The 20,218-nt window shown below is 32.4% G+C and carries 18 protein-coding genes; 10 read left to right on the top strand and 8 right to left on the bottom strand.

What is annotated here, in order from left to right:
* Positions 1-417 precede the first annotated feature (417 nt).
* Together HS129_12775 and HS129_12770 are read right to left on the bottom strand one after the other, a co-directional pair.
* Entirely contained in the window at positions 418-738 is a 321-nt protein-coding gene (locus HS129_12775) for a hypothetical protein (protein ID MBE7412910.1), read from the bottom strand.
* Positions 735-1,073: a hypothetical protein gene (locus HS129_12770; protein ID MBE7412909.1), complete on the bottom strand. Its 339-nt coding sequence runs from the start codon at positions 1,071-1,073 to the stop codon at positions 735-737. Before HS129_12770 ends, HS129_12775 begins: the two co-directional genes overlap by 4 nt.
* A gap of 168 nt (positions 1,074-1,241) precedes the next feature.
* Between HS129_12770 and HS129_12765 the strand changes: the two genes are divergently transcribed.
* Positions 1,242-3,305, top strand: a complete 2,064-nt coding sequence (locus HS129_12765; GenBank protein ID MBE7412908.1) for a mucoidy inhibitor MuiA family protein — start codon at positions 1,242-1,244, stop codon at positions 3,303-3,305.
* Positions 3,302-4,921, top strand: coding sequence for a mucoidy inhibitor MuiA family protein (locus HS129_12760; GenBank protein MBE7412907.1), 1,620 nt, complete (start codon positions 3,302-3,304; stop codon positions 4,919-4,921). Before HS129_12765 ends, HS129_12760 begins: the two co-directional genes overlap by 4 nt.
* 9 nt (positions 4,922-4,930) lie before the next feature.
* Here HS129_12760 and HS129_12755 read toward each other — a convergent pair whose 3' ends face one another.
* From HS129_12755 to HS129_12740, 4 genes are all read right to left on the bottom strand, one after another.
* Positions 4,931-5,770 carry a thioesterase family protein gene (locus HS129_12755; protein ID MBE7412906.1) on the bottom strand — a complete coding sequence of 280 codons (840 nt, stop codon included), beginning with the start codon at positions 5,768-5,770 and terminating at the stop codon, positions 4,931-4,933.
* A 150-nt stretch (positions 5,771-5,920) separates the two neighbouring features.
* Positions 5,921-6,556: a molybdenum cofactor guanylyltransferase gene (locus tag HS129_12750; protein MBE7412905.1), complete on the bottom strand. Its 636-nt coding sequence runs from the start codon at positions 6,554-6,556 to the stop codon at positions 5,921-5,923.
* A 44-nt stretch (positions 6,557-6,600) separates the two neighbouring features.
* Complete coding sequence (gene radC, locus HS129_12745; protein ID MBE7412904.1) at positions 6,601-7,290, bottom strand: DNA repair protein RadC; 690 nt, start codon at positions 7,288-7,290, stop codon at positions 6,601-6,603.
* A complete protein-coding gene (locus HS129_12740; protein MBE7412903.1) occupies positions 7,287-7,508 on the bottom strand; it encodes a hypothetical protein in 222 nt (73 codons plus the stop codon). The genes radC and HS129_12740 overlap by 4 nt, the downstream gene beginning before the upstream one ends.
* A gap of 338 nt (positions 7,509-7,846) precedes the next feature.
* Between HS129_12740 and HS129_12735 the strand changes: the two genes are divergently transcribed.
* The 8 genes from HS129_12735 (at position 7,847) to HS129_12700 (ending at position 15,620) form a co-directional block, all read left to right on the top strand.
* The gene (locus HS129_12735) at positions 7,847-8,803 is read left to right on the top strand and encodes a hypothetical protein (GenBank protein ID MBE7412902.1); all 957 of its coding nucleotides are present in this window, start codon (positions 7,847-7,849) and stop codon (positions 8,801-8,803) included.
* Positions 8,796-10,073 carry a hypothetical protein gene (locus HS129_12730; GenBank protein MBE7412901.1) on the top strand — a complete coding sequence of 426 codons (1,278 nt, stop codon included), beginning with the start codon at positions 8,796-8,798 and terminating at the stop codon, positions 10,071-10,073. Before HS129_12735 ends, HS129_12730 begins: the two co-directional genes overlap by 8 nt.
* A gap of 185 nt (positions 10,074-10,258) precedes the next feature.
* Positions 10,259-11,470: a hypothetical protein gene (locus HS129_12725; GenBank protein MBE7412900.1), complete on the top strand. Its 1,212-nt coding sequence runs from the start codon at positions 10,259-10,261 to the stop codon at positions 11,468-11,470.
* A gap of 72 nt (positions 11,471-11,542) precedes the next feature.
* Positions 11,543-12,349 (top strand): glycosyltransferase, encoded by an 807-nt coding sequence (locus HS129_12720; GenBank protein MBE7412899.1) that lies wholly within the window; start codon positions 11,543-11,545, stop codon positions 12,347-12,349.
* Positions 12,350-12,355: 6 nt separating this feature from the next.
* A complete protein-coding gene (locus HS129_12715; protein MBE7412898.1) occupies positions 12,356-13,627 on the top strand; it encodes an NAD(P)/FAD-dependent oxidoreductase in 1,272 nt (423 codons plus the stop codon).
* Positions 13,624-14,469, top strand: a complete 846-nt coding sequence (gene pyrF / locus HS129_12710) for an orotidine-5'-phosphate decarboxylase (GenBank protein MBE7412897.1) — start codon at positions 13,624-13,626, stop codon at positions 14,467-14,469. The genes HS129_12715 and pyrF overlap by 4 nt, the downstream gene beginning before the upstream one ends.
* Before the next feature lie 70 nt (positions 14,470-14,539).
* A complete protein-coding gene (locus tag HS129_12705) occupies positions 14,540-14,719 on the top strand; it encodes a YegP family protein (protein ID MBE7412896.1) in 180 nt (59 codons plus the stop codon).
* A gap of 106 nt (positions 14,720-14,825) precedes the next feature.
* A complete protein-coding gene (locus tag HS129_12700) occupies positions 14,826-15,620 on the top strand; it encodes a YdcF family protein (protein MBE7412895.1) in 795 nt (264 codons plus the stop codon).
* Between the two features lie 130 nt (positions 15,621-15,750).
* Here the strand turns inward: HS129_12700 and HS129_12695 are convergent, their stop codons facing one another.
* Positions 15,751-17,628, bottom strand: a complete 1,878-nt coding sequence (locus tag HS129_12695) for a motility associated factor glycosyltransferase family protein (protein MBE7412894.1) — start codon at positions 17,626-17,628, stop codon at positions 15,751-15,753.
* Between the two features lie 6 nt (positions 17,629-17,634).
* Positions 17,635-20,160 carry a glycogen/starch/alpha-glucan phosphorylase gene (locus HS129_12690; protein MBE7412893.1) on the bottom strand — a complete coding sequence of 842 codons (2,526 nt, stop codon included), beginning with the start codon at positions 20,158-20,160 and terminating at the stop codon, positions 17,635-17,637.
* Between the last annotated feature and the right edge of the window lie 58 nt (positions 20,161-20,218).

Here is a 20,218-nt window from a genome sequence, read left to right as displayed (position 1 = left end):
CTCTAACAAATCATGCAAGTAATCCTCTCTCGAAATATTTTCTGTCCTACAATTAAACTCATCCATAAATTTTTCTGAAATGATTAAACTGTTGATTGAGTTCGCTCAAATTTTTCCGGGTTCAGTAGTCTCTATAAAATTTTTTCCTCATATAGTTTCTGCCCCAGCGGCATTTCTTGCCTCTTGATATAAGGTAAAATAATATCGTGATAGAAATAAAATTTTTGCGATTTTAGAAAAAATTTTTTAACTTTTACAGAAAAAGTCCAAATTCTGCATTAAATGCGTAATCTCTTGAAAACGATTGGAGTTCCCACCTTTTTGCATAAAAGGTTCAAAATTAGTATAAAACATACACTTTTCAAAAAAGAGTATTTTTACTTGTAGTTTATGTTTATCTTGAAAAAATGCGAGAAATTATTTTAAACATTGCGCGCTGATAATCATTCTAGGAAAACCAACAAGAATAAAATTTCTTTGATAAAATTCAATTTCAATATTTTTTAAATCTTTACATTTGTTTTCAGTCATCAGATCAAGGAGTGCAAGTTTGGTATCCGGCTCTTCACCTGTAGGCAACATACCGAGAATTAGTGCATTTCCATTATATGATTTTGTTACGAGTTGGATTTTGCTGTCTAATGAACTCCATTCGTATTCGATTAAATTATTATTCGAGTGACTAACAATACACGAGCTTAATAAAAATACAAAGCTAATTGATAAAATAATTTTCATTGTTTTTTCTCCTCAACAGTTTTCACACAATCTGCAAGAATAATAATTTTTGGGAAGCCTACAAGAAAATAGTAATTTTCAAAAAATTCTATATCAATATTTTTTAAATCTTTACATGAATTTATTTTTGCAAGTACATTGATTGCAGTTCGGATAGAAGGAGAATCTCCAGATTTAATCTTTAAGAATAAAAAATTCTCACCCATAATTTCATATTTTACTCTTTCAGCCTTGGACGAGGAATCAAAATTAAGAAACTGCTTATCTGCATAAGGTAGAGCACAATTAGAAAGGACTACAGTAAAAATAAAACCAAAGAATAACACATTTCTCATAAATTTTCCTTACTATTATTAGATATTTAGATATGAAAATAAGTTTAAATTCAAATCAAGCAAAAAATTTATTTACAAAAGAAAAGTCTTGTAAAAGTATTAGAATATTGTGAATTTCAAAAATTGAACAGCAATGCGCAATTTTTAAAAATATATTGAAGGTTTACGATGAACTATTCCTATTTACTATTTTTTGTTTTTTTGTTTAGCCTATTTACGGGTGATATTTTTTCGGAAAGTATTGATACAAAAATAACTCAAGTTCGTTTATATCAAAATAAGGCTTATGTTCGTAGAAGTGGTGAGTTGGATATCAAAAAACATCTGACTAGTTTTTACATAGAAAATATTCCCGAATCAATTATAGATAGGTCAATCAATATTAGCTTTGAGCCAAAGAAATTTCCTATCAAAGTGAAACGTGTTCAAGTAGTCGAAATAATCGAGAAGGTTTTTCAGAATGAGCAAGCAAAAGAAGCTAAAATAAAATACGATGAGCTTTTAAAAAAGTTAAACTTATTAAATAAAGAATTTTCTATTCTAATTTCACACAAAGAAAAAATCAACAGTATAACTGCCAAGAAAAAAGAGTCCAATTTTTCTGTACCGGAAATTCAGATGAATCCTTCTATTTGGAATACTGTACAAAAAACAATTAGTGTCATGTTAGAAGAAAATGCAAAACAAGAAATAGCCAAATTAGAAGAAATTGACAACTTGCGAGAAGAATTACTCGTAGCAGAAGCAAAATTAGACTTTTACAAAAGAGCAGAAGAAAAAGTTAGAAAGAAAATCATTATTGATTTTCAATCTTCACTTCGAGAGAAGATTCAATTTCACGTTGATTATATGGTTTCAGGTGCCGAATGGTATCCGCATTATGCAGTAAAAGTGGATACAGTTACAAAAATAAATTCACTATTTTTTTACGCCTTAGTTAGAAACAACACAGGAGAAGATTGGCAAAATGTTGATTTTTCTTTTTCGGCAGCAGACCCGAATCAAAATTCGGACCTACCAATTTTGAAAGAATGGAGAATCGGCTATGAAGAAATCCAAGACGATCTTAAACCACAAATTTCGCCTAAACAAAGTCGAAGAAGAATTTCCGAAGAAAAAGAAATGCCTTCTTCAAAATTAGACGGTCAAATTTCAGATGATTCTCTATCAAGTGACACTTTAAGCACTGATGATGAAGAAGTAGAAAATTATAAACCACGCCCTCGTAAAAAGTCTGAAAAGAAAAAATTTAAACCTCAAGAAGCAAATGAATATAGTCCTCAACAAACAGACATTCAAGCTCAATCTAAAAATTTTCTTACTAACAATGCCGTTCAATCTCGATCTTTTGCTACAGAAAATAATTTGAACAGCTTAAAAAATGACTTTCAAAATTTGCAAGATTCTTTTGCTTCCAGAAACTATTCTGACGCGATAGACTATGGAAAACAAGCTAAAGAAAAAATTTTACGTTTAAATGAAAGATACCGAAAAGAGTTAATACAAACTTCTGAAAAAATAGAAGAAATCTCAAGAAGATCGGCTATTTTACAATCAAATTCCAAGCTCGGAGTCAATCTCATTTCACCTATATCTTCTTCGGGTGGATTTGATTATAGATATTTTCCAAAGTCAAAAGAAACAATTCTATCAGATAATTCATTTAATAAAATTATGATTAATATTGAAAATTTGAATTCTGAATTATATTACGAAACCTCTCCTATATCGCAAAAATCAGTTTTTATGTCTGCTTCTTCATTGTCGAGAAATAAAGAACCGCTTCTTGCTGGTCCTTTAGATATATTTGTCAAAGAAGATTTTTTAGGAACTTCAATTCTCAACATGACCTCTAAAGGAGAAAAATTAAAATTCGACTTAGGTCCGGACAATAATATTGAAGTGGACAGGAGAGAAACTAAATACAGAGAAAAGAAAGGAATTCTTTCAGAAAAAAATTCAGTGAAAACTTCGATTGAGATACAACTAAAAAATAAAAAGAACGAAAAAATACAGTTGAGAGTTATTGATCGAATTCCATACACATTTGACAAAGACATAGAAGTTGAGCTTATTCATGCAACCCACAATCCGGAAAAGAAAAATTATGGTGCTTTTTATTTTAATATTTCTTTGAATCCAGGTGAAGAAAAAAAAATACAATTTGAATACATTGTTAAATACCCTGCAAAAAATATTTTAAAAGAAGGATCAGGAGCAGAAATCGAATGAAAAAAATCTTTATAATTTTTACAATAACCACTGCTTCACTTTTTTCAGAGCCTTTAACGATCCCGATTCAAGAAGTTTTAATTTACAGCGACAGAGCACAAATAACAAGGCGTTTAGAGATTAATATCCCTCCGGGAGAAACAATTTTTAAAATTTCTTCTTTACCTGTAAACTTAATGGATTCGACTTTAAGAGCAAGTTTCCCTGAATCAAATCAGTTAAATATTTCTTCTGTAAATTCTTTTGTTGAACTAACAACTAATTTTAATGATTCTTCGATCCAAGAGCTTAAAGAAAAGATTGATTCAAAAGAAAAAGAAAGAAAATTTTTAGAAGGGAGACTTTTTTCTATACAAAAAGAGAAATCTCTAAACTCAGATTTTGAAAAATTGACAATTGGTTCTGTATCGTACAATGCAGCTTATACAAAATCTGAACAAGAAGTTTTGGGCTGGAAAAATTCATTTGAATCACTAAAAAATAAATTTTTAAAATTAGAAAACTATTCCCATGAAACACAAAAAGAGTTAGACAAAGTAACATCTGAGCTTTCTATTTTAGATCAAAAATTGAATAAAATTATCTCCAGAAGCGGAAAGTCAATTCGAACTACAGAAGTGAAAGTGATCAACTCATCTAACAAGACTATCAATTATCCCTTGCAAGTTTCTTATCTTGTGAGTGGTGCTCTTTGGAATCCGGTCTATAACATCACTCTTTCTGAAAACGGACAAATAGAAGTAGAGTATATTGCAGAGATTCAACAAGAAAGTGGTGAAAACTGGAAAAATGTAAAGCTCTCTCTTTCTACAGCAGAACCAAGAAAGTCTCAAGTTCGTCCAAAAGTATTTGGAACATTATTGCACAATATTGAAACGCAAACCAAAAAGGATAACTTTTTTTTATATAAAAAAGAATCGGCAAGGGGCGCAACAACTATGGCAGCTCCTGTAGCAGAGACAGAGCCTACAAATATTGAAGGTTCTGTTGACAAGACAGCCGGCAGTTTTATTTTTCATTCTTCTGAAAAAATTGAAATTCCTTCTGATAAAGAATTTCATCGTGTAGCTATATCTAAATTTCAGGCAAATTCAAAACCTGAACTTCTAACAATTCCAAAATTAAAAAAGACTGTTTTTCTTACAGGAAGGATACAAAATAAAATTAGCTTTCCGTTACTTGCAGGAAAAGTAAATCTTTATAGAGAATCCGGGTATGTAGGAGAGTCTTCTATATCTTATATTCCTGTAGGATCAGAATTCACTATATCCTTTGGAATCGAAAATAATGTGAGGGTTGCTTATAGAGTCGATACTAAAAACTATAACTCTGGAATCGTATCGAATAAAAAGGTCTTTGAAAAAAATTTATACATTTCTATTGAGAATTTTGATAAATCAGAAAAAAAAATCAATGTAATGGATCAAATTCCAGTTTCTGATATAGAAGAGGCAGAAATAGAAATTGATCAAGAAAATTCTACATCAGGGTATAAAGAAAAAGTTAAAAATTCCGGTATTTATGAATGGTCGGTTACGATTTCGCCTAACGTCAAAAAAGAATTAAACTTGAAATATAAAGTAAAAGTTCCTGCAACTTCAAGTTTAAATTTTTAAGAATACAGCTTATTTGTTTTCTGTATATTTTTTATACAAATTTATTAATGGCTCATCTGCTTTTTTAGGGCGAGCCTTATCTACAGAAACAATTAAAAATCTTCCATTGGTTGACATGAGTAAATCTTTATTTTTCTCGCTAAAGGCATCTTGCCTCATATACACCCAAATTTTATCAATTCGATCTATCCAAGTATAGATTTTTAATTTTTCACCTGCGGGAATTTCTTTTTGAAAGTGGAATGTCCCGCCCATATAAAACATAGTAGAGTTTTGTTTTTTGATTAAATCAAAAGTAATTCCAAGTTTTGACATAAAGTCCCAACGAGACTCTTCAAATATCCTCCAATAAGATGCCCCCGGCAATACTCCAAAAATATTTCTCTCGGATAAATTTGGAGTATGGATAAATGAAATTTGTGAACAACTTCCAGAAAATTTCTTGACCTTCTCAAATTCAAAAGGTGCTTTTTCTGAAAGATTTTCAAATACAACGAACTTTTTATTTTTTTTGCGAGGCTCAAACAAAAACTCAATCTGACAGGCTGTTTTTGTAGAGGTTGTATTAGAGATAAGAGTAGAATAGTGTAGCTTTCCATCCGATTGTGGAAACAATTTAGTTTTTGTTATAATCTCTGTTCCCATTGTTTGCTGCTCTGTAAAACTCACGAAACACTTTACAGGACGAAAATGTATTTCTTCTCCTAAAAGCTTTTCTAATGTCCAACCAGATTCCGACAAAAGAGAAATCCTTCCTGATTCAGCAAGGTTTTCATAGACGATATTATTTACGTGTCTTTGCGTATCCAGATCGCTAAATCTGGTAGTGTTCTTATATATACTTTCCAAAACTATATTCTCCGAATATTAAAAATTCTTTGTAGTTATACTTACAAAAACTTCAACATGAGATTTTTTGTCTATAGTAAATGGTAGCAGTGTTTAAGTTTTTACAATCAATTTATTCAAAGAAAGAATTTATAATGTTCTAAAATATTATTATTCAAGCAATATATCTTCCGGATAGTTAATATTTTTGAAAAAATTTTTAGAAATATTTTCATCCTCTATATAAAGAGTTTTGAATTTTGCTAAAATTTCTTTTAGTGAATAGGATTGAAAACCTACCGAATCAATTTGATTTTTTAATTTTTTCAATCCATGACAAGTGTAAATTCCACACAAAGGCTCAATTTTTCCATCAATTTTAAAAACATAAAATTCGAAGCCAGTGAAATTTTTAAATTTTGTATATAATATTGAAACTATATTTTTATCCATTGAAATCATATCGCAGGCATGAATAAGTAAATCACAATCTGGAAATTTTTCATAGACACTTAGGATTCCATTCAACGGGCCCTTAGCATTTGCATTATCTAAAATTAAATTTGAATTTGGAAAAATTTTTCTGTATAAACCAAATTGATCCTCACGAATTGAAAAGATAACAGTATTTGTAAAATTTTTTAAAATAGTTAAAGAGTAATCTGCCCAGTATTTCCCGCGAGTTTTCAATGTGCCTTTGTCCGTCCCCATTCTTTTAGAAAGCCCACCACAAAGAACCACTCCGACTATAGATTTACCAAAAGGATTTTGAGAAGTTGAAAGTTTTGAGATTTCATATTTATTCATACCTAAAAAAATTTATCACGTAAAATATTCTTATACAAAAATTTCTATTTTTGCTTATATGTCCAATTTTTTTTATCTGAAGAATACACTCCATTTTTACCGATAGTCAACTGGTCAATTACCGTGATTTCCAATGGACGTAAAATCTCTCTTAACCGTTCCAATAAAATTATATCTTTTCTGCTTGGGACTGCATCAGCATTTGGATGGTTGTGGGAAATTAGAATTGATTTGGCTCCGTAGTCTAAGGCGACTTTTGCGATTTCTCTTGGATACACTCCTACTTCTTCTAAGCCTCCCTTTGACAGTAATTCGATATGGATAAGATGATTATCCGCACCAAAAAGAACAAGAAAAAAGCACTCTCTGAATTCTCTAACTGTTCGCAAGTATAGAAGTTCAGATATATCTTGCAATTTAATCGTAGAATTTTTATCATAGCTTTGCAAATGAATCAGTTTAAAGCGATTCACAAGCTCTTTGGCTGCAAGTAAGCTGGCAACTTTTGCATTCCCGATCCCGGGAAGTTTCAAAAGAGAGCCTACAGATGCTTTTAAAAATCCTATCAAGCCCCCGAAATTAGAAAGAATCTCTTTGGAAAGAACTTCTACATTTTTTGTTTTACAACCCTTACCTATAAGAATTGCAAACAATTCCCAGTTTTCGAGTCTTTCCGGGTCTGTTAAAATTTTAGAGCGAGGATCTGAATCCCCTTTTCTGAATGATAACTTCAGATTCTTTTTAAATTTTTCATTCCCATTTCAGTTAATTGGCTTGAATACCAATTGCCCTCTTGAACAATCTCACCCTGAAATGCTTCAGTTAGATATTCTTCAAAAGATTTTCCTGCCAGAGGAGATTCGGTTACACCTTTAGCTTTTAAGCCTGCTCCGGGTAAGCCCCCTCTTCTGTTTCTGTAGTAAACGGGTTGTTCCAACGATCTTATCACCATGGCACCCCTCCATTTCTTATATTTAGACGACATAATCTATGAATTTTCGATAAAAATTTGACAAAAATCGTAAATTTTATAAAAAATTTTCAATTTTTGAAAAAATATCAAAAAGCAAATAACTATACTTTTGTTACCATACTAAAACTATGTTTAGTTACTGCAAGTAAATTTTTTCATCTATGAAAAAAATAATACTATGTGGATCAGACAAAATTAGGGAAAAATATAAATTTTTTTTAATTTTTTTCCTATTTTTTTGTATTTTTACACTTTAAGTGCACTTAGTTTTTTCCATTTTTTTCTAATAAGCTCGATTTTTTTTACCTCATCTATTGATGAGACGATTTGTATTTGCATTTGTATTTTTTTTATGCGGGGCGAGCCTATGCGCGGTTCAACCAACTGTAGTTTTTTTCAGTATTCACGAAGATCAAAATTTTTTAGGAATTTTTACAAATAAAAAGACTTATGATAGGATAAATTCCACAAATCCGGGTGTTTTCCTAAATCTGAATAAAAATTTTTCTGAAAAAATTCGCGGTGGGGTACTCTCCTCTTTTTCCAATTATGAAACAATTAAAAAAAATCCATACATAGAAGATTCACCGGAAGTTAAACTAAAAAAAACTAATTACGCTCTATTCCCTTATCTTACATTTTATAACATTAAAGTTGGAGTAGGTTATGAGAAAGAAAAATCTGAAAAGAAGTTTTTTTTTACCGAAGTTCATTTATTTGAAAATAAAAAAATATTTTTCCTATACTCCGATATTCAAAAATTTGAGAAAGAATATTCTTTTGGGGTAAAAAGTGGAGAGCAATTTTATTTAACATTCCAGGCAGGGAAAAAATTTTACCCTCACGATCCTCCTGAGTTTTTATTTTCTATTCTTATTGGATTTAAAATCGGAAACAGTGAACTTGGATTTTATCAAAGTTTTCCTGAATCAAAAGAAAAATCCGAAAGCACTGCATTTTTAGCGTACAATTTTTCAGAACAAAGCAATTCGGGTTTACTGGGTAAAGAAAAAAATCCAATCTTTGAAGAAGAAATTCATTTCAATAAAAAGAAAAAAAATGTTAAAATCAAAAATGAAAAAATCGTTTATCCGTTAACATTGGATGAGCTTTTAAAAGAAAAAATTCCACTTGCGATCGCTTTGAAAATCAGAACTGCAAGCAAATCCAAAGACTCTTACTCAAATATACTAAAAACTCTACCGCAGGCAATAGTTAAAAAATTAAATTATCTCCAATACAAAAAAAGTCAATCCGAGACAAAAAATGAATAGCAAAGTTTTTCTATTTATTATTATCCTCTCAACAGAAATTCTTTCCAATGAAAATATAAAATACACGTTAGGCGGAACTGCTGAAATTCTGCAAAGTAGGTTTATTCAAGAGAATAGCCAATCTAAAACAAGTGTATTCGGAGCTATCGACTACTCCTATTTTAAAGCATTCTTAGAAAAAAGAAACGAAATATTCTACGGCTCCGGGCAAATCCAAAACAAATATTTTTTTCTTTCTGCGGGACACAGATACAAGGCAATTCCCGGATTTTATTTATTGAGAGATAAAAAATTTTATTCTGCTTTTCAAAATCCTGAAACAGGTATTATTCCTCAACCTCTCGAAAGATCTGTTTGGGCAGGGGGATTTTTTAGTGGATGGGGGTTTGGAGTATTCATGGGAAAAAATATTTCAGAGAATAATCTTTCTTATTATTTAAAATCTCCCAAAGATCAATTTGCAGTCACCTATTCCCCTGAAACAAAATACGGAACTTTATATTTAGATTTTCGTAATCTGAAATTTGACGATAAAAAAGGAGAGCCGGAATTTACAATCAGCTCACAGATTCTTGGAGATAAAAAAAATTATTATGGATATATAAACCCAAAATTAATCGTACCGCGACAAGGAATAGAAACAGAAGTATCTATTTACAGAGAAGACAAAGGAAACTTATTTGCCATGAATAGCGACAAATCGCAAATTGATAAAAATACAAACGCAGTCTTTGTAAAAATTTCCAGATACCATTACGATAGAATCGAAGCATTTCAAGAAAGAAAGCCCGGATCTATTGAAAGTGTTTACGGATTCAATACAGCTTTAATTTCCGGAAATTTAGGTGCCTTTTGTGTGAAAGGAAGATGGTACGAGAAAAAAGATTTAGAAGAAGAAAAACAAACAAGCGATACCTTAGCCGGAGGTTTTGGGTATGAGTATCGTTTAAAATCTACAGAATTTTTACTTGGCGTTGAAGAAAGAAAAAATAGAGACAAGCTACTCGAATTTAAGCTCACATTAAAACCAATTCCTAATTGGAAATTTGAAATTTCTTCCGTAGTGCAAAGTGAAGAGAATAAATTCAAATCTTTATTTGAGCAGTGGAGCGATGGAGAAAATGTAAATACAATTCTAACAGATAGAAAAGCTATATTTAAGCTAAAAACCTCAGGCTCATTTTTAGTATTTAATATTAGTGGCTCAAGAAAAAAAGACGGCAAAGGAGAGGTCTATTTTGCGAATTTTCAGTTCAAGACAGAATTTTAGATTTTGCAAGTTTCTTGAAACTTTCTTCTTGATTTTGAAAAGGCAAAACTTACACTATGTCTATTCAATTCAAAAACAAGGTAAGAATAATGAAACTAAATTTATTGCGCAGAGTAATTCTACTCATTTTCGCTTTTCTGGTTTGCACAAACTCCCTATTTTCGTGGGGATCTCACTATTTAGTCATGGATAGATCTTTAGAGCATCCTTCTATGGCATTCACGGATAAAAAGGTAAAAGTTGAAACCTTAGACAAATTTCTTGCATCTGAAAAAGACAAACTCAAAGTTTTATTTGATGATTATTATATTTGGCTTGGGAAAAGAGGCTCAACCCGTTTCAAAAAAGCAGAATTCCAAGTAAAAAATCCGAATACTTTAGCATTTTTAAAAGCCGCAAGATTAAATCCTTCTACCAAATACATGCTTGTAAATCGGATTCTACCGGGATCTAAACCTACTCTAAAAACTGTAGATAAAGATTTAGTTTCTCCTTACTTTAAAACCTATAAAGGAAACTTTTATATGGTGTTTGAAGATGTAACAGGACAAGACGTTAGTATTCGATCCATTCTCACTACTTTTATTGATGAGCCTGATTGGAATATGGATCACAAATTGTGGGATTTTCCTGAATACGGATACGGGACTCAACCTTACGGCAAAAACGAAGGAGAAAGTTCTAAGGCACCATTTCACATGCAGTTTTTACACGAGAATTTATTAATCAAAAAATTTGCTCCAAATATTGTTTCTGGTGGGATGATGTTGGATCGAATCGAATTATTTTCCAGACTTGCATCGCTTGCACTTCAAACCGGCCACGAATACTGGGCGTATAGATTCTCTGCTTGGGCTTCTCATTACATTCAAGACTTAGGTCAGCCTTATCACTCAAAGGCTTCTCCAAGTGCAAACTGGTGGTTCTATATTAAATTTATCCTGTCTCCCAATAGAGCAAAAATTCAAAGTGAGGCAGAGACTCTTCTTGGAAATAGACATTTTGCTTATGAAGATTTTGTTTCTGTTGCTTTAGAAAAGTCTTACACTGACACAAATCCTCTCTATCAAAATTTAGTCAAATTTGCTTCAAAGGGTGATTCCATCTACTCTGGTGTCAATACCCCTGAAGAGTTAATGAATCATCAAAGCACTTTTGCGGCAGAGCATTCTCAAACTTTGGATAAAGCGATTGTAAAAGCATTTGGTCCTAAAATGACTGAAGACCCAAGTTATGTTCTGGAAAATGACTCAAAGTTTTCGATGGATGCCTTCTTAAAAAGTATTAAGCAAAACGATTCTGATTTGCTACTATCAGAAACTGGAAAAGATTTTGAGATGACAGGAAGAGGGACTAGAACTATGATTTCAATTATTCGTGCCAATTCTAAAAAGTAAAATTTTTTTGTTACGGTCTATTGTAAGTTTCTTACTTAGGCCGTAACAGTGCACTTCCAAGCCTTTTATTAAATGGCGAATATTCAAACAAATGACTCAATAGAAATTTCTATTTCGATAGTGAGTCATTTTCATCTAAGTTTAATTTTAAATCTTTTGAAAGATTTAAACCAACACTGTAAAAAACATTCTTTAGAAGTGATTCTCACCTTAAATACCAAAGAAGCTCTTCCCTTCTCTTTGAAGGATTTTATATTTCCTATTTCTATGATTCAAAACTCGTCTCCAAAAGGATTTGCAGAAAATCACAATAGAGCGTTTCAACAAATCAAGGGAAAATATTTTTGTATTTTAAATCCGGATATTCGCTTTCAGTCTGATCCTTTTTCAAAATTAATCCATTGCCTACAAAAAAATTCTTTTATTGGAATTGTTAGCCCCAAAGTACTCAATGAAAATGGAGAGATAGAAGATAACGCACGATTCTTCCCTACCCCATTAAGAATTATTTGTAAATTATTCGGTAAATGCAGGGGCAGTGATTATATGATTGGCAAAGAGATTATCTACCCGGATTGGGTTGCAGGAATGTTTCTTTTGATGCCAAAAAGTATATTTGAAAAAATTAGAGGTTTCAATAAAAATTTTTATTTATATTATGAAGACGTTGACTTATGTGCAAGGGTTAGATTGGCTCGCTTGGAAATAGCTCTTTGTCCTGATTCAGTAGTAGTCCACAATGCAAGAAGAACAAGTCACAGACATATCCGATTTTTTATGTGGCATTTAACAAGTATGATGAAGTTTTTTTTCTCTACAGTATTCATAAAAATTTTTATTGGTAAAATAGTGCATTCTTTTCAGAAAAAAGGTGTATAAAAAATTATGGCTATCTCTAAAGAACCTCATGTCGTGATTGTAGGAGCCGGTCTTGGCGGTCTGCAATTTATAAAAAAAATAGCGAAGCACTCAAAAATAAAAATTACAGTTATTGATAAAATAAATCATCACTTATTTCAACCCTTGCTTTATCAAATCGCAACTGCAGTATTAAGTCCGGCAGATATTGCTATCCCTACTCGATCTTTGACTACAAAATGGAAAAATGTATCAGTAATGTTTGCAGAGGTAGCCAACATAGACAAAGAAAAAAGTATTTTGTATATTGGCCAAAGAATTCTTTCTTATGATTATTTAATTCTTGCTTGTGGGGCAGAGACGAGTTATTTCGGAAATGATTCTTGGGAGCGTTATGCGCCAAGCCTAAAAACATTGGTAGACGCACTAAAGATAAGAAAACAAATTCTCTTGTCTTTTGAACAAGCAGAGCTTGCCCAGACAAAAGAAGAGGTCTCTGAGCTTTTGACGTATATAATTATTGGTGGAGGACCAACAGGTGTAGAGCTTGCAGGCTCGATTGCTGAGTTGTCACACAAAATTATTCGAAAAGACTTCCGTAAAATTGATCCTGCCATGAGCGAAATATTTTTAATCGAAGCCGGCAAAAGACTTCTGTCTTCGTTCCCCGAAAAACTTTCCGAGATTACCAAAAAGCAGTTAGAAAAACGAGGAGTCAAAGTTTTACTGAATGAAAAAGTATTGAACATCGATGAAAAAGGAGTACACCTTCAAGATAGGAAGATTTTTTCTCATAATATTATTTGGGCTGCCGGAGTGAAAGGCAACTCAATCGGTGAAAAATTAAATTCTACTTTGGATAAGTCCGGTAGAGTTTATGTAAATAAATTTTGTCAAATACCAGAAATGGAAAATATTTTTATCATTGGAGACCTTGCTTATTTTGAAGAGAACGGTAAATCTCTTCCGGGCGTATCCCCTGTAGCGATGCAACAGGGGAGGTATGTTGCAGAGCAAATTATTCGACTAACCAAAGGAAAGCAATTGCAAGAATTTCATTATATCGACAAGGGCAATATGGCAACTATTGGAAGAAAAGATGCTGTAGCCAATTTAGGAATCTTTAAATTTTCAGGATTTGTAGGTTGGCTTTCTTGGTTACTGTTGCATTTGTTTTATCAAGTAGGATTTAAAAATAAGGTATCTATTTTAATTACTTGGCTTTGGAGCTATATTACTTTTGGTGCGGGTGCAAGACTGATACACGAAGACGCTTCACATATAGAGAAAAAAATATGAGCTTTTACGAAAAGATAAATCTTCAAAAAGAAAAACTAAATAGTTTTTTATGTATAGGGCTTGACCCTGAAGAAGAAAAGCTCCCCGAAAGTATAAAAAATTCTCCAACCCCATTATTGGATTTTTGCAAAGGAATTGTAGATGCTACTTGTGAAGAAGCCGTATGCTTTAAACCTAATATTGCTTTTTTTGAAAGAAGAGGAAGTAGAGGCTTTTCTGAATTTGAAAAATTAATTCGATATATTAAAATAACTTATCCGCAAACTCCAATCATAGCAGATGTAAAAAGAGGAGATTTGGCAAATACTGCAAAAGAATACTCTAAGTACTATTTTGATGAGCTTGGAGTTGACTCTGTTACACTATCTCCATATATGGGTAAAGATAGCATAGAGCCATTTTTAAAAATGTCCAAGGGACACGTATTTTTGCTGTGCCTCACCTCAAATCCAAGTTCGAGCGATTTTCAAAAGTTAAAAACTTCTGATGATATTTTCTTTTATAAGGAAGTTGCCAAGTTTTCTGATTTACTGAATCAAGAATTTCACAATCAAGTTGGAATTGTAGTTGGTGGAACTCACCCGAAAGAAATCGGTGATTTGAGAAAAACGCACAAGGAGCTAAACTTTTTGATTCCGGGCTATGGAGCACAAGGAGGGTCATTGGAAGATATTGTAAAAAATTCAGGACCAAATTCCATCATCAATTCTTCCAGATCCATTATTTTTTCTTCCTCAGGAAAAAACTTTTCGGATTCAGCAAAATTGAAAGCAATAGAGATCAACAATGAAATGAAAAAACTATATCAAAAAGCACTACTTCAAAATAAAATATTGAAATAATATATTACCTCTTATCTTTTTTGGTTGATACTTTTTCTAATCAATTTTTTATTATTAGAAAGGAGAAATTATGTCGGCAAAATTTGAAGTATATAAAGACAAAGCAGGAGAATACAGATTTAGATTAAAAGCTGGAAATGGAGAAGTCATCGCAGTTGGAGAAGGTTATTCTTCTAAAAAGGCGTGTCTTAACGGAATAGAGTCTGTTAAAAAAAATGCACCTGTTGCTGAAATCGTAGAGCAAGACTAATATTATTAGACGCTTTTGATGAACACAAAGGCGTTTATTTTTTTGTAAATGAATCCTTTTGAAAAAGATTATAGCAAATTCACTTTAGAGTTTTAATAAGAATAGTATGAGCGATTATTTTTTTTTCTTTTCCAAAGTATTGTCTATTTTTATTTTTCCTTTACCTGCAATTATACTGATTAGCGTATTCATATCAATTTTTCTGATTCGAGGATTTAGAAACAAATTACTTTCAATTTTTCCTATTTTAATTTTATGGAGTGCATCCACTTTTTCTGTTAGCCAGTATTTGATCGAAACCCTCGAAGACGACTATCCCCCTAAAGAAATACAATCCATTCATCCTGCAGAAGCAATAGTGGTGCTCGGTGGAATGATAAATATATTAGTAAAGCATCAAAGCAAAATTGAATTAGGAGAGTCAGTAGAAAGATTAACCGAATCGGCTCTACTCTGGAAGGCTAAAAAAGCAAAATACATACTTATAACCGGTGGCTCTGGAATTTTATTTTTTCAAGGAAAATCAGAGGCTGAACTTGCTAAGAAATTTTTAATATCTATCGGGGTAGATGAAAAGTTTATTCTCACCGAAGAAAAATCCAGAAACACTATCGAAAACGCTTTATACACTTTTCAAATTTTACAAGAAAAGAAAATTAACAAAATTATCTTAGTTACATCTGCCTTCCACTTAAAAAGAAGTGAGGCTCTATTTAAAAAGGTAGGCTTTGAAGTGGAAACCTTTCCTACCGATTATAAATCTCTTCTACCTGTGTTGAATTGGGAAACTGTGATCCCGACTATTAGTGCGTTAGGCACCACGTCAATTGCAATTAAAGAATGGATCGGAATTTTTGTCTATAGATTTCAAAAATATGTGACACTACCGCAAAAACCCTAAAACAGGTTTTGTACCGATAGGAAATAGCGTTTTCCTGTGTATTTAGTCGTATATTTTTCCAAATAAGACTTTTTGTACGTAAGCCTATATAAATTGAGTATTTTTTCTCATAACATAAAATTCTACTATGCTAAAAATTTTTGTAATTTTCAACTCGATAAAGAACTTTTTTCAGTTGAATCTTTGTCAACCTGCATCCTTCCAACAACCCTTCGTATAAAAGAATGCTTTTCTTTGCAATTTGCAAGTGAGGATTTTTTTTCTCTTTCAGACTCAAACTGACCTCGTAATCTTCTGTAATCATTAGAATGATTCTTTGAATTGCTGTTCCAATAATCTCATTCAAATTTTTCTTAGAAGAAACTGCCTCATCTATTTTTTCCATCTCACTTAATGCAGATTGAATTTTTGAAGGAAGAGTATCTCCATTTTCAATAGACTTGTAAATTGTATTGCTTAAATTATTCCCTTGAATTAATAGTTTTTCAAAATCAGAAAGATTGGAAACGATGGATTCTATTTTTTTTTGTAAATCGAGAATAGTATAACACTCTTTTCCTCTTCCAGCAAGTAATTTAATTTTTTCTCGCAGTATTTGAATTTGTTTAGAATTTTTTCCAATTTCAAAACAATCCTGAAACTTTTTCTGTGGGATTCCTTCTAATTTTGCACCAAAAGATGTAAGGTTGATCCAGTTTTTTTCTTTTGAAGAATCTTCAAACCATTTCTTAAAGATTAACATTTTATCATTGGTTGTGTAAGTTTTCCCATTATAGCCTGTAACTTTTTTTTTGGCAAGTGCATGAATTTGCCTAAAATTGTGTTTTTCTCGCCTAAAAAATCTGCTTTCTAAAAAATTTAATCGTTCTTCTAATACTGCACCTTTGCAGTGTGCATACCCATCCGTAAATGCTAAATCCTGCCCGACTAAATACACAGGAGAGCCTTTCATTAATTCTGCGAGACCAATTGCGTTAGTTGAAACCGAGCCTCCAAAAGGAACATCTCCTATTTCCTCATTAAAAACATCTGAAATCATTTTCGTAAGAGGAAAAGGAGAAGAGGTGAAAAATCCCTGTTTTAAGTTTTCAGACAAACGAAGAGTGTGATAACTGGAAGTTGGATCAAAAACAATTTTTCCGTCTCCGGTATAATCTTCTAAATAAGAAGTATTCATCGCTTGAGGGTCTACAGAATAAATCAAATCAGGGTGTATTCCTGAACTCTCTAAAATATGGAGCGCGGTATCTACCGAAATTAGTAAAAATTCGTCTCGATATTTTTTTAAATTATCGAGGTCATAAAATAAACTTGGACCAGCTCCGGCTATCACAATTGGTACGTTAGGCGAAATATTAAAAATTTTAGATACGGGAGAAAGGTTCAATATATCGGGTAAGTTTTGCAGAATGTTTCGAGTCCAAATTTTTTCAAACCTACTTAAAGTAGCAATATTTACATCTTTCTTTTTAAAAAAAGACTCACAGATATATTTAAACTCTATGTATTCGGATTCTTTCCACAAAAAACTTTCCCTGTGGGGAATAAAATTCACCGGAAGACTCGAAAGTCCTTTGAACGATGAAAATAAAATATCTTCTTTTAGAGGTTTGACAAGAATGACTAAGCGGTTGTTTTGAATTGCTTCGGAATAGTCTTCAAGAGACAGAGCAATTTTCATTATCCCAGGAAATGCTTCTAACCAAAATATTTTTAGATACGGATTCAAAATAGTTTGCTGAACCATATAACCAAGTCCAGCTCCAAAAAAGATGAGTATTCGCTCTTCTTTTTCATCTATAAAATTTGATATAAGTCTTGATGCTTCAGTAGAAGGATTGTATCTGCTGTGAAAAAATACTTTGTCTATCACTAAGTTCCATTCACCGGACTTAGACGGAATCAACTCTCCTATATCCGGAGAGTTTTGTATTTTTTCTCGTATTTCATCGTCTAAACAAGAAAGATTTTTTTGTAATATCTTCTCATCTTTTTTAAAACTAATCAAAAATCCCTATTTACCCTGCTTAGTGTTTTTGAATGAGAAAAGTGTGTTTGGTTTTTTTACCTGAACCGGATGAATATTCCATATATCCTTTGCATACTCTTGAATCGTTCTATCTGTAGAAAATTTTCCCATTCTCGCAACATTCATAATAGATTTCTTCACCCAAATATCTTCTTTCTTAAAATCTTCATCAATTTTTCTCTGGCAATCAAAATACATCTGATAATCAGCAAGAAGTAAATAAGTATCCGTATAATACAAATTGTCGTGAAGCGGCTTAAACAAATCGACTTGATTTTTAGAAAAGAAATTTTCTCTGATTAGAGTGAAGATTTTTTTTATCTCGTGGTTGCTTTTAACATAATCTTGGGGATTGTATCCTTTCTTTTTAATTTCAAGCACCTCTGAGGTTTTTAAACCAAAGATATAGATATTCTCCTCTCCCACTTCTTCCATGATTTCAATATTTGCTCCGTCTAACGTCCCAATAGTCAAGGCTCCGTTTAATGCAAATTTCATGTTTCCTGTCCCGCTTGCCTCTGTTCCTGCTGTCGAAATTTGCTCTGAGAGATCAGATGCAGGAAAAATTTTTTCGGCAAGCGACACTCTATAGTTTGGCAAAAACACCACTTTGATTCTACCATTTACATCAGGGTCATTATTAATCACTTCTGCAATAGAAGTAATAAACTTGATGATTAGCTTTGCCATATAATACCCCGGAGCTGCCTTTCCTCCAAAAATAATTGTTCGAGGCACAACCTCTGCTCTTGGATTTTCTTTGATCTTAATAAATTCACCTATAACTCCAAGCACGTTTAATAGTTGGCGTTTATACTCGTGGAATCTTTTTACTTGTACGTCAAACATAGAGTGAATATCCACCTCTATTCCTGTATCTGCCAAAATAATCTGAGCTAAGCGTTTCTTGTTTTCTAATTTTACTTCACGCCATGCTTTTTTAAAATTATTATCTTCAGAATATTTTTCTAATTCTTTTAAAGCGTATAAGTCGGTCGCAAAATTACCACCTATTTTAGAATGAATCAACTCAGAAAGCAAAGGATTGGACTGTATCAACCAACGCCTTTGAGTAATTCCGTTTGTCTTGTTGTTGAATTTATCGGGAGACAATTTGTAAAAAGCCGGGAATACCAAAGTCTTCAATAATTCCGAATGAAGCTCGGCTACTCCATTTACTTTATGACTTCCGATGATTGCAAGATTAGACATTCTGATTTTTTGTTCCGGGCCTTCCTGTATTATAGAAAGCTGAGAAATTTCTGTTTCGGAAAACTTTCCTAATTTTCTAATATCTTCTAAAAATCTATGGTTGATCACATAAATAATCTCTAAATGTCTCGGCAACAATTCACCAAGAAGATTCGCACTCCATACTTCTAAAGCCTCCGGTAAAACTGTATGATTTGTATAAGCAAAAACATTTTGTACAATTTCCCATGCAGTGTCCCAGTAAATTTTTTCAATATCTACAAGAATTCTCATAAGCTCTGGAATCGCTATACTCGGATGGGTGTCGTTCAACTGAATAGCCACTTCTTTTGAAAAATTATCAAAATTGGTATTCTTTCTTTTATATCTCTTGATTATATCGAGGAGACTTGATGCTACCATAAAATATTGCTGCTTCAATCGCAACATTTTTCCTTGCTGGGTAGTGTCGTTAGGGTAAAGCACTTTAGAAATGTTTTCGGTTTTTTGTTTATCCTCAACTGCTTTCAAATAATCTCCGTGATTAAAATAATCTAAGTTGAACTCTTCAGATGAGCGTGCAGACCAAAGCCGCAAATCATTAACAGTATTCGTATTGTACCCCGGAACAGGATAATCGTGTGCAACTGCAAGAACAGTTTCACCGGGAATCCAAACAGAAACCATTTCGCCTGTCGCATCCACTCTTGTTTCAACATGACCATAGTAATGTACAGGAAATTGAACCTCAGGCCTTACCATTTCCCAAGGATTCAAATTTCCAAGCCAATGATCAGGTTTTTCAATTTGATAACCATTTTGAATGTGCTGGTTAAAGATTCCGTACTCGTAACGAATCCCATATCCGTAACCGGGTAAATTTAAAGTAGCCATAGAATCTAAAAAACACGCAGCCAACCTTCCAAGACCTCCGTTCCCAAGTCCTGCATCCGGTTCAAACTCCAAGATTTCTGTAAGGTCATATCCAAAATCATGCATCACTTTCTGCATAACGTCATACAATCCGAGATTAATCAGAGAATTACAAAGAGTCCTGCCGATCAAAAACTCAAGAGATAAATAGTACACTCTTTTGGGATTCTCTTCCCTGTATTTCAGTTGAGTTTCATTCAGCCGATCAATCATAATATCTCGAACTGTATAACTAAGCGCCTTGTAAATATCCTGCTTTTCGGTATTGTTCTTGTGCCTTCCAACCGTATATTCCAAATGATGTGCAAAAGACTTCTCAAGAGAGCTTGCGTCTGTATTTTGCTCCCTATCCAAAAGATTCCAGAGTTTTTCGTGATTTTTATCCATTTTGATTCCCTCGAATTTAATACAAAAATGTATTTTACTTTCTATCGTTATTAAAGTG

The organism is Leptospiraceae bacterium, from assembly GCA_015075105.1.
In the GTDB taxonomy this organism is placed as follows: Bacteria; Spirochaetota; Leptospiria; order Leptospirales; family Leptospiraceae; genus JABWCC01.
Note: the sequence above shows the minus strand (reverse complement) of the source record. Positions and strands in the feature narration are given on the sequence as shown.

Coding starts and splice junctions, on each gene's coding strand:
- HS129_12775 (MBE7412910.1), bottom strand. CDS start 738: ATGAAAATTATTTTATCAATTAGCTTTGTATTTTTATTAAGCTCGTGT.
- HS129_12720 (MBE7412899.1), top strand. CDS start 11,543: ATGGCGAATATTCAAACAAATGACTCAATAGAAATTTCTATTTCGATA.
- HS129_12740 (MBE7412903.1), bottom strand. CDS start 7,508: ATGGTGATAAGATCGTTGGAACAACCCGTTTACTACAGAAACAGAAGA.
- HS129_12735 (MBE7412902.1), top strand. CDS start 7,847: ATGAGACGATTTGTATTTGCATTTGTATTTTTTTTATGCGGGGCGAGC.
- HS129_12765 (MBE7412908.1), top strand. CDS start 1,242: ATGAACTATTCCTATTTACTATTTTTTGTTTTTTTGTTTAGCCTATTT.
- HS129_12705 (MBE7412896.1), top strand. CDS start 14,540: ATGTCGGCAAAATTTGAAGTATATAAAGACAAAGCAGGAGAATACAGA.
- pyrF (MBE7412897.1), top strand. CDS start 13,624: ATGAGCTTTTACGAAAAGATAAATCTTCAAAAAGAAAAACTAAATAGT.
- HS129_12690 (MBE7412893.1), bottom strand. CDS start 20,160: ATGGATAAAAATCACGAAAAACTCTGGAATCTTTTGGATAGGGAGCAA.
- HS129_12760 (MBE7412907.1), top strand. CDS start 3,302: ATGAAAAAAATCTTTATAATTTTTACAATAACCACTGCTTCACTTTTT.
- HS129_12750 (MBE7412905.1), bottom strand. CDS start 6,556: ATGAATAAATATGAAATCTCAAAACTTTCAACTTCTCAAAATCCTTTT.
- HS129_12730 (MBE7412901.1), top strand. CDS start 8,796: ATGAATAGCAAAGTTTTTCTATTTATTATTATCCTCTCAACAGAAATT.
- HS129_12770 (MBE7412909.1), bottom strand. CDS start 1,073: ATGAGAAATGTGTTATTCTTTGGTTTTATTTTTACTGTAGTCCTTTCT.
- HS129_12725 (MBE7412900.1), top strand. CDS start 10,259: ATGGATAGATCTTTAGAGCATCCTTCTATGGCATTCACGGATAAAAAG.
- HS129_12700 (MBE7412895.1), top strand. CDS start 14,826: ATGAGCGATTATTTTTTTTTCTTTTCCAAAGTATTGTCTATTTTTATT.
- HS129_12715 (MBE7412898.1), top strand. CDS start 12,356: ATGGCTATCTCTAAAGAACCTCATGTCGTGATTGTAGGAGCCGGTCTT.